This is a genomic window from Methylorubrum zatmanii, assembly GCF_014845115.1.
GTDB classification, from domain to species: domain Bacteria; phylum Pseudomonadota; class Alphaproteobacteria; order Rhizobiales; family Beijerinckiaceae; genus Methylobacterium; species Methylobacterium zatmanii.
Genome location: NZ_NKUI01000096.1, coordinates 24,393 through 33,888, shown reverse-complemented (window position 1 = coordinate 33,888; position 9,496 = coordinate 24,393). Strand labels below are relative to the sequence as shown.

9 protein-coding genes are annotated in these 9,496 nt (G+C 70.9%); 6 read left to right on the top strand and 3 right to left on the bottom strand.

Translation table 11 applies throughout. The features are described 5' to 3' along the window. Positions 1–785 (top strand): diaminopimelate epimerase (gene dapF / locus MZTS_RS12930; RefSeq protein WP_192284155.1); only part of this gene is annotated, 785 nt, incomplete at its 5' end. Beyond that, positions 782–2,014, top strand: coding sequence for a tRNA (N(6)-L-threonylcarbamoyladenosine(37)-C(2))-methylthiotransferase MtaB (gene mtaB / locus MZTS_RS12925; protein WP_009866581.1), 1,233 nt, complete (start codon positions 782–784; stop codon positions 2,012–2,014). The genes dapF and mtaB, both read left to right, overlap by 4 nt. Positions 2,015–2,025: 11 nt before the next feature. On the opposite strand, the gene MZTS_RS12920 is transcribed toward mtaB, so the two are convergent. Continuing rightward, positions 2,026–2,742 carry an RluA family pseudouridine synthase gene (locus tag MZTS_RS12920; RefSeq protein ID WP_009866582.1) on the bottom strand — a complete coding sequence of 239 codons (717 nt, stop codon included), beginning with the start codon at positions 2,740–2,742 and terminating at the stop codon, positions 2,026–2,028. 56 nt (positions 2,743–2,798) lie between these two features. Between MZTS_RS12920 and ftsY the strand changes: the two genes are divergently transcribed. Together ftsY and MZTS_RS12910 are read left to right on the top strand one after the other, a co-directional pair. Next, positions 2,799–4,211 (top strand): signal recognition particle-docking protein FtsY, encoded by a 1,413-nt coding sequence (gene ftsY, locus MZTS_RS12915; protein ID WP_192284154.1) that lies wholly within the window; start codon positions 2,799–2,801, stop codon positions 4,209–4,211. 46 nt (positions 4,212–4,257) lie between these two features. Then, the gene (locus tag MZTS_RS12910) at positions 4,258–4,878 is read left to right on the top strand and encodes a septation protein A (protein WP_009864213.1); all 621 of its coding nucleotides are present in this window, start codon (positions 4,258–4,260) and stop codon (positions 4,876–4,878) included. Positions 4,879–4,881: 3 nt separating this feature from the next. Here MZTS_RS12910 and MZTS_RS12905 read toward each other — a convergent pair whose 3' ends face one another. Then, positions 4,882–5,742, bottom strand: a complete 861-nt coding sequence (locus MZTS_RS12905; RefSeq protein WP_192284153.1) for a carotenoid 1,2-hydratase — start codon at positions 5,740–5,742, stop codon at positions 4,882–4,884. Continuing rightward, complete coding sequence (gene crtD / locus MZTS_RS12900) at positions 5,739–7,277, bottom strand: 1-hydroxycarotenoid 3,4-desaturase CrtD (RefSeq protein ID WP_192284157.1); 1,539 nt, start codon at positions 7,275–7,277, stop codon at positions 5,739–5,741. The genes MZTS_RS12905 and crtD overlap by 4 nt, the downstream gene beginning before the upstream one ends. Before the next feature lie 104 nt (positions 7,278–7,381). Between crtD and MZTS_RS12895 the strand changes: the two genes are divergently transcribed. Next, entirely contained in the window at positions 7,382–8,248 is an 867-nt protein-coding gene (locus tag MZTS_RS12895; RefSeq protein ID WP_192284152.1) for a polyprenyl synthetase family protein, read from the top strand. Positions 8,249–8,258: 10 nt separating this feature from the next. Beyond that, positions 8,259–9,413 (top strand): methyltransferase, encoded by a 1,155-nt coding sequence (locus MZTS_RS12890; protein ID WP_192284151.1) that lies wholly within the window; start codon positions 8,259–8,261, stop codon positions 9,411–9,413. Positions 9,414–9,496 lie beyond the last annotated feature (83 nt).

The following is a 9,496-nucleotide window of genomic DNA, read 5'->3' as shown; positions in this document are numbered from 1 at the left end:
CCCGCGCCATCGCCGCCGACGTGCATTCGCGCTTCGACCAGCTGATGGTCGTGCACGATCCCGTGAGCCCCGGCACCGATGCCTTCATGCGCATCTACAACACCGACGGCTCGGAATCGGGCGCCTGCGGCAACGGCACCCGCTGCGTCGGTTATGCCCTGCTCGACGATCCGGCCATGGCGCGGCCCTCCGAGAACGGCACCCTCACGCTGGAGACCAAGGCCGGGCTGGTGGCGGTGAAGCGCATCACCGACCGTTCCTTCACCGTCGATATGGGTCAGCCGCGTCTGCGCTGGGACGAGATCCCCCTCGCCGAGCCATTCCCCGATACCCGCCGCATCGAGTTGCAGGTCGGACCCATCGACGACCCGATCCTGCATTCGCCGGCCGCCGTCAGCATGGGCAATCCGCACGCGATCTTCTTCGTGGAGCGTGATCCCGACACGTATGACCTCGGTCGCATCGGTCCGCTGCTCGAAGCCCATCCGATCTTCCCGGAGCGGGCCAACATCTCCATCGCCCAGGTGACGGGGCGGGACACCATCAAGCTGCGGGTGTGGGAGCGCGGAGCCGGGTTGACGCTCGCCTGCGGCACGGCCGCCTGCGCCACGGCGGTGGCGGCCTCGCGCCTGCGCCTGATCGGCCGGTCCGCCCGCATCGCTCTGCCGGGCGGGGAACTCGCCATCGAGTGGCGGGCCGACGACCATGTGCTGATGACCGGGCCGGTCTTCCTCGAAGGGGAAGGCAGCTTCGCGCCCGAACTCTTCGCCGGGATCGCGGGATGAGCGTCGAGACGCTCACCTTCGGCTGCCGGCTCAATACGGTCGAGTCGGAGGTGCTGCGCGGGCATGCCGAGGCCGATGCGAGGGAGCGCGACCTCGTCGTCGTCAACACCTGCGCGGTCACCGCCGAGGCCGGGCGGCAGGCCCGCAAGGCGATCCGCCGGCTCGCCCGCGAGCGGCCCGGTGCCGAGATCGTCGTGACGGGCTGCGGTGCCGAAGTCGAGCGCGGCGCCTATGCGGCGATGCCGGAGGTGGCGCGACTCGTCGGCAATGCCGTGAAGCTCAAGCCCGAGAGCTGGCGCGGTGCTTCGGTCCCCGAGGCCGCCGACATCATGGCGGTCCGCGCGGCCGAGCCGACCCGCATCGCCGGCATGAGCGGGCATACCCGCGCCTTCGTGCCGGTGCAGAACGGCTGCGACCACCGCTGCACCTTCTGTGTGATCCCGTTCGGGCGCGGAAACTCCCGCTCGGTGCCGGTGGCCGACGCGGTGGCGCAGGTGCGCCGCATCGTCGAGCATGGCGGCCGTGAGGTGGTGCTGACCGGAGTCGATCTCACCGCCTATGGCCGCGACCTCGATGCCGAACTGACGCTCGGGCGCTTGGTTCGGACGATTCTCGGCGAGGTGCCGGACCTCGCGCGGCTGCGCCTTTCCTCCATCGATTCCGTCGAAGCGGATGCGGCGTTGATCGCGGCCTTCGCCGAGGAGCCGCGGCTGATGCCGCATGTCCATCTGTCGCTTCAAGCGGGGGACGACCTGATCCTCAAGCGGATGAAGCGCCGCCATTCCCGCGCCGACGCCATCCGCATCTGCCGGACCCTGCGCGATCTGCGCCCCGGCCTCGTCTTCGGCGCCGACCTGATCGCCGGCTTTCCTACCGAGACGGAGGCGCAATTCGCCCGCTCCCTCGACCTCGTGGCCGAATGCGGGCTGACGCATCTGCACGTCTTCCCCTATTCACCGCGCCCCGGCACTCCGGCCGCCCGGATGCCCGCCGTACCGGGCGACATCGTCCGCGAGCGCGCCGCCCGCCTGCGCGAGGCCGGCACGGCGGCGCTCACCCGGCACCTGGACGGCGAAGTCGGCGCCCGCCGCCGCGTCCTGACCGAGCGCGGCGATACCGGCCGCACGGAGGCTTTCTCGCTGGTGCGCTTCTCCGAACCGGTTCCGGCGGGGGAGATCCGCGAGGTCGCCATTACCGGGCATGACGGGCAGGCCCTGCTCGCAGCGTGAGGGGGCGGGGGCTACGGATCCGCTCTCATTCCGCAGGCCACCAAACCGGCTTGCATATGCGCGGGCGCCGGTGCCTCCACGGCGATGGCATCCCGCTTCGGGTAGAGCGGCAGGCTCAGGCTTCGGGCATGGAGCTGGAGCCCCGGCCCCTGCCGGTCCGCCTGGCCGTAGATCGCGTCGCCGCGGATCGGCCAGCCCATGGCGGCGCAATGGACGCGCAGCTGGTGCGTGCGCCCCGTCACCGGCTTCAATTCGAGCCAGGACAGGCCCTCGGTCCGGCCGAGCACCCGGTAGAGCGTCAGCGAGGGAGCACCGGCCGGGTCCGTCTTCATCCACCAGCTGCGCGGATCGTCGGAGCGGCGGGCGAGGGGGAGATCGATGCGCCCCTCGGTCTCGGACGGGCCGCCCTCGACCAGGGCCCAGTAGCTTTTGTCGACCTTGCTGTCGGCGAACAGCCGGTTCAGGCGTGCCAGCGCCTTGGCGTGCCGGCCGAGCACGAGGCAGCCGGAGGTATCCCGGTCGAGGCGATGCGCCGCCTCCGGGCGGCGGGGCAGGCCGAAGCGGAGCGAGTCGAGATGATCGGTCAGCGTCGGCCCACCTTTCGGCCCCGGATGCACCGGCAGACCCGCCGGCTTGTCGATGACGAGCATCAGGGCATCGCGGTAGAGCAGGGAAAGACCTATCTCCGGGTCGACGGTGCGTTTCGGTGCGGTATCAGGCGGGCTCATGTCCTTCGGGCTAGAGCGCCGGATCGTCGCGAGCAAGGTTGAGGCAAGGGTCAAGGATGAGCGACGACGAGAAGCCCGGCTGGTTCGGACGCCTGTTCGGGCGAAAGAGCGCTCCCGATGCCAAGCCTGCCGAGGAGGCGGTGACGCCGGAGCCGACCTCGCCAGCCTCCGAATCGGAGGGCCAGCCGGACTTCGCGACGGCAGCGGACGATGTCAGCCATGTGCCGCCGCCGGTCAGCGAGCCGGCTCTCGACGATCCCGACAAGAATCGCATCCCCGATGAGCTGGAGGGCGCCGACCTTCAGCCCGAGCCGCAGCCGCCATCGGGAGAGGCGCCGCAGCCGGAGGAGAGGCCCGGCGGCGATGAGGCTTCCACCGAATCGCCGAAGAAGCGGGATTGGTGGTCGCGGCTGACCGGCGGCGAGGCGGAGGAAGCGGCGCCGGCCGCCGAGGCGCCGCCGCCGGCGGAAGCCGACATCCAGCCGGTCGATTCGGCGGCGGCGCTCGCCAGCGACGCGCTCGCCACCGTCGACGAGGGCGCGGAGAAGCGGGGCTGGTGGTCGCGGCTCACCTCCGGCATGCGGCGCACCTCGTCCGCCCTGTCGGACCGGGTGACCGGCCTGTTCACCAAGCGCAAGCTCGACGCCACCACCCTGGAGGATCTGGAGGATGCGCTGATCCAGGCCGATTTCGGCGTGGAAACGGCGATGCGGATGTCGGAAGCCGTCGGCAAGGGCCGCTACGAGAAGGGAATCTCCCCCGACGAGGTCCGTGCCATTCTCGCCACCGAGATCGAGCGGGCGCTCGAGCCGGTGGCGCTGCCGATCACGATCGATTCGGCCAAGAAGCCCTACGTCATCCTCACGGTCGGCGTGAACGGCGCCGGCAAGACCACGACCATCGGCAAGCTCTCCCTGAAGTTCAAGGCGGAGGGCCGCAGCGTGATGCTCGCCGCCGGGGACACGTTCCGCGCGGCGGCGATCGAGCAGCTGCGGGTCTGGGGCGAGCGCACGGGCACGCCGGTCATCAGCCGGGCGCAGGGGTCGGACGCCGCCGGCCTCGCCTTCGACGCCTTCAAGGAGGCGCGGGAGAACGGCACCGACGTGCTGCTGATCGACACCGCCGGCCGCCTCCAGAACAAGGCCGGCCTGATGGCGGAGCTGGAGAAGATCGTGCGGGTGATCCGCAAGCTCGATCCGGAGGCGCCGCACGCCACCCTGCTGGTGCTCGACGCGACCGTGGGGCAGAACGCGCTGAGCCAGGTCGAACTGTTCTCGCAGGCCGCGCCGGTCTCGGGTCTCGTGATGACGAAGCTCGACGGAACGGCGCGGGGCGGTATCCTGGTGGCGCTTGCCGCGAAATTCGGCCTGCCCGTGCACTTCATCGGGGTCGGCGAGGGCGTGGAGGATCTGGAGCCTTTCGCCGCGCGGGACTTTGCCCGCGCGATCACCGGTCTTCCCAAGGCCTAGCCTTTTGCCTGCCGCAGAAACCTCGAAGCATCGTGAGAACAGCATCATGAAGGTCGAGAGCATTCCGCCGCGCCGGCAATTGCCGCCGCTCCTCAAGCTGGCGCTGGAGATGGGACCGCTCGTGGTTTTCTTCCTCGGCAATGCCTATGCCGAGCGCCTCGGCGTACCGGCGGAGAGCAAGCTCTTCGTCGCCACCGGCGTCTTCATCGTCGCCACCATGATCGCGCTCGCCGTGCACTTCGCCCTGCTGCGGCGGTTGCCGATCATGCCGCTCGTCTCCGGCGCCGTCGTCCTCGTCTTCGGCGGGCTGACGCTGGCCTTGCAGGACAAGACCTTCATCATGATGAAGCCGACCATCGTGAACTCGCTGTTCGGCCTCGTCCTGCTCGGGGGGCTCGTCTTCAACAAGTCGTTGCTCTCGGTGCTGCTCGACAGCATGTTCGCCCTCACCGAGGAGGGCTGGCGCAAGCTCACCTTCCGCTGGGGGCTGTTCTTCCTGGCGCTCGCCGCCCTCAACGAGGTCGTCTGGCGGACGCAGACGGAAGATTTCTGGGTGAGCTTCAAGGTGTTCGGCATCATGCCGCTCACCATCGTCTTCGCCCTGGCCCAGACACCGCTGCTGTTGCGCCACGAGCGCAAGGACGAGGCGGCGGCGCGGGCGAACTGAGCCTCAGCCGAGCCGCCGGGGCATCCGGAACGGCAGCATCAGCCGCACCAGCGGGTTGCGGAAGCGGTCGAGGGACAGGCTCTCGTGGACCGGCCGCACCGCCTCCCCGTCGAACGAGGCGGAGAGAAGCGACCGGGCGTAGAACGGTGTGTCCTCGAAGGTGCGCACCACGCCGGCACGGGCATCGTCGCTGCGGGTCGCGCGCGGCATCCGCCAGAGGCGTGTCGGCGGCAAGGCAGCGGCAAGCGGTGGACGCATCTCCCGGCGCGAGCCGTCGGCGTCGAAACGCAGGGTCAGGTTCTGACCGCTGCCGTCGCGGCGGCGCACGTCGTAGAGGATCGCCGAGCCGCGCTTGAGCGGGGCCCGGCACCAGGTCCAGTCGGAGAACGCGTCTTCCAGCGCGCCGTCACCGTCATTGGTGTCGTGATAGCCGCTGCCGCGCCAGGACAGGGCCGGGGCGCTGAACTCCGCCTCCACCTCGCAATCCGGCGCCATCGGCCACCAGCGATGCAACCCATCGGCGTCGAGGGTGAAGGGCTGGGCCGTGAAAGCCCGCGGCCGCACCCGCACCGTGCCGCGCACGGCCTGCGGGATCGGCGAGGCCCGCTCGTCGAGGCGGATGGTGAGCACGCTGCCGTCCCATGCCAAGGACGAGGGGCCGAGGCTGAAATGGCTGGCATCGCGGGAGAGGGAGCGGGCGTCCCGCTCGGTCATGGCGAAACGGTTGGCGCGCTCGCCATAGAGCACGACGTTGATGGCGCAGTGGGCGAAGGGATCGCGCCGCGCGTCCCAGGCATAGTAGGGCGAGAACACGCTGCCGATGAAGGCGATGACGGTGAGGCCCTGCCGCCCGTCCTCGCTCACCGCATCGACGTACCACCAGACATAGCCGCCCCGGGCGACCGGGCCGTCGAAGCAAGGTCCGCCCGCAGTGCCGCCGCTGCAAGCCGGCCCGATTGCGCCGCCATCGGCACGCCCGGCCCCGGATGCACGCTGCCCCCCGCCAGGTAGAGACCCGGCACCCGCGTCCGCGCCCCCGGCCGCTTGAACGTCGCCGTCCAGCCGTGAGAGGCCCGGCCGTAGAGGGCGCCGCCCGTCCCCGGAAACAGCATCGCGAAATCCTGGGGCCGCGTGATCGTCGCCGGGCCGGCCGGCTCCAGAATCAGCCCGCATTCCGAGAGCTTGCGCAGAAGGGTCGTCTCGCATGCGGCGATCTCCTGAGGGGATAAGGGGCGTTCCGCGCCGTCCGCCGGGGCGTTGACGAGGAGAAGCAGGCGTTCCGGCCCGGCCGGCGCGTGGCCGCGCTCATCGTCCCGGTCCTGGGCGCAGACATAGACGGTGGGGTCCGTCGGCAGGCGGCGGTCGCGCAGGATCGCGGAAAACTCCGCCCGGTAATCGGCGGAGAAGAACACGCTGTGATGGGCGAGGCCGAAGCCCGTCGCCCGCGCCCTGAGGCAGAACGTGACAGCCGACAGCGAGCGCGCGCGGGCCGGCACGGAATCGCCGGCCGGCTCCGCGTCGGGGCCGAGCAGGCCGTTGCCGAGGGCGGCGACATCGGCATTGGCGATCACGGCATCGGCCGCGATGCGCTCGCCGTCCGCCAGTTCCACGCCCGCGACGCGGCCTCGCTCGGTGACGATGCGGGTCACCTCGGCGCCGAGGCGGAAACGCGCGCCCCTCCGTTCCGCGAGGCCGGCCACGACTCGGGCGAGGTGGCTCAAGCCCCCCTCGACGGTCCAGACGCCCGCCTGCTCGACATGGGCCACCAGCATCAGCGTCGCGGGCGCCTCGAAGGGCGAGGCGCCGCAATAGGTGGCGTAGCGCCCGAAGAGCTGGCGCAGGCGCGCATCGCGGAAATACTCGCCCAAAGCCGACCACAGGGTGGCGAAGGGCTGGATCCGCCACAGGCTGCCGAGGCCCGAAAGGCCGACGCGCTGGGCCAGATCGACCGGGCTCGGCCGGTCGGAGCGGATAAACGGCCCCTCCAGGGTGCGGTAGACCTCCGCCGCGCGGGTGCAGAAGCGCCGGTAGCCCTCCGCGTCGCGGGCGCCGGCGAAGGCGCCGATGGCATCGGCGGAGGCGGCGATGTCGGCGAAGAGATCGAGCCGCTCGCGCCCGCTCCAAGCGTGGCGGGCGAGCAGGGAGGCTGGCCGAAGCCGCAATTCCGCGTCGAGAGTGGTGCCGGCCTCGGCGAACGCCTCGTCGAACACCCAGCGCATGGTGAAGACGGTGGGACCCGCTTCCACCGGCACGCCGTCGACGGGCAGGGAGCGCATCTTGCCGCCGACCTGCGCGGCGCGTTCCAGCACCGTCACGTCGATCCCGGACGCGGCGAGGCTCAGGGCCGCCGTGAGGCCGCCGATGCCGGCACCGATGACGATGACCCGCTTCTCCGCCACGCACAGCCTGCTTTCTGCCGCATCGTCGTTGATCCGCAGCACAAACAGTGTCAATCATAATTGACACATGAGCAAGACAACATGATTTGACGTTGGAGAGCGCCATGGATGTCGGCAGGCGGATCGAGGCGGCCCTGGATGTGGCGGTCGCCCATGCGGAAGCTCCGGGCGCGCCGCCGCTCCTGGCCGAGGCAATCCGTTACGCCGTCTTTCCCGGGGGCCATCGCATCCGGCCGCGGCTCTGCCTGGCGGTCGCCTTGGCGTGCGGAGACGACGACCCGGCTGCCTCCGATGCGGCGGCGGCGGCGATCGAACTTCTGCACTGCGCCTCCCTCGTCCACGACGACCTGCCGTGCTTCGACGATGCGCCGATGCGGCGGCAGAAGCCCTCGGTTCATGCGGCCTTCGGCGTGCCGCTGGCGGTTCTGACCGGTGACGCGCTGATCGTCGCCGCCTTCGAAACGCTGGCGCGGGGGGCTGCCCGCTCACCCGCCCGGCTCGCCGCCCTGGTCGGGCTCGTCGCCCGCGCGGTCGGCTCGCCCTCGGGAATCGTCGCGGGGCAGGCCTGGGAATCTGAGCCCTATGTCGATCTCTCTGAGTACCAGCAAGCTAAGACGGGGGCGCTGTTCGCGGCCTCGACCGTCGCCGGGGCTGCTGCGGCGGGGGCGCCGCCGCTGCCTTGGCGTCTGCTCGGCGAATGCCTCGGTGAGGCCTATCAGGTCGCCGACGATCTGCGGGACGTGGCCTGCCGCCAGGAAGAGATCGGTAAGCCCGCCGGCCGCGACGCGACCCTCGGACGGCCGAACGCGGCGGCCCTGCTCGGCAAGGGCGGTGCCCTCGACCGGCTGAGGCGGCTGACCGAGGAGGCGATCGAGGTCATCCCCCCCTGTCCCGGACAGGCCGAGATCCGTGCCGACATCGAAGCCCAGACCCGGCTGTTCCTGCCCGCCTCCCTGCGCGCCTTCGCCTGAGGGACGCTCGATGGCTGTGGCGGGGACGGAGGCCGGCGGCACCGCGAAACGTCGTCCCGGCTGGCGCGAGCGTTGGCTCGGCTTCCGCAGCGGGTTGGTCGCCCGGCCCGGTTTTCAGCGTTGGGCGGCGGGGTTCCCGCTGACCCGCCGAACCGCCCAGCGGAACACGCGGGCGCTGTTCGATCTCTGCGCCGGCTTCGTCTATGCGCAGGTGCTGTTCGCCTGCGTGCGGTTCGACCTGTTCGGCCTGCTGCGCACCGGGCCGCTCGCGCCCGCTTCCATCGCCGACCGACTCGCCCTCCCGCCCGAGCGGGCGCTCACGCTGCTGAAGGCGGCGGCCTCGCTCGACCTGATCACGCGCCTTCCCGACGGGCGCTTCGCCCTGGCCGATCTCGGTGCGGCACTGATCGGCAATCCATCGGTCGCGGCGATGATCGAGCACCACGCCATGCTCTATGCCGATCTCGCCGATCCCGTCGCCCTGCTGCGGGGGCAGGGGAGACCGACGCGGCTTTCGACCTTCTGGCCCTACGCCGAATCGGGCGGGGCGGCGACCCTCGGCGCGGATTCGGTGGCGGCCTATAGCGGGTTGATGGCCGCTTCCCAGGCTCTGATCGCCGAGGACGAGCTCGAGGCCCTGCCCCTGGCCGGCCGCACCTGCCTGATGGATGTCGGGGGTGGGGAGGGCGTGTTCCTCGCAAGCGCCGCCCGCCGCCACCCGAATCTGGCCCTGATCCTCGCGGATCTGCCTCCGGTGGCCGAGCGGGCCGTCGCGCGCCTCGCCGCCGAGGGATTGGCCGGGCAGGTGCGCTGCCTCGGCCTCGATTTTCTCAGTGAGCCGCTGCCCCAAGGGGCGGACGCGATCAGCTTGGTGCGGGTGCTCCACGATCACGACGATCCGGCGGCCCTGGCCTTGTTGAGGGCGATCCATGCGGCCTTGCCGCCCGGCGGCCTGCTCGCTCTCGCCGAGCCGATGGCCGGCACGGCCGGCGCCGAGCCGGTGGGAGAGGCGTATTTCGGCTTCTACCTGCTCGCCATGGGCAGTGGGCGCCCGCGATCGCTGGCCGAAATCACCGCGATGCTGGCCCAAGCTGGGTTCGGAAGCGTCCGGGAACATCCCACCCGCCGGCCGCTCCTCACCCGACTGCTCACCGCAAAGCGATGACACAGGTGTAAAGAACGCTTGACGTAAGTTTGTGTCTATCTACGATGACACATCAAGACTTCGCCACCTGACGGAGTCGCACC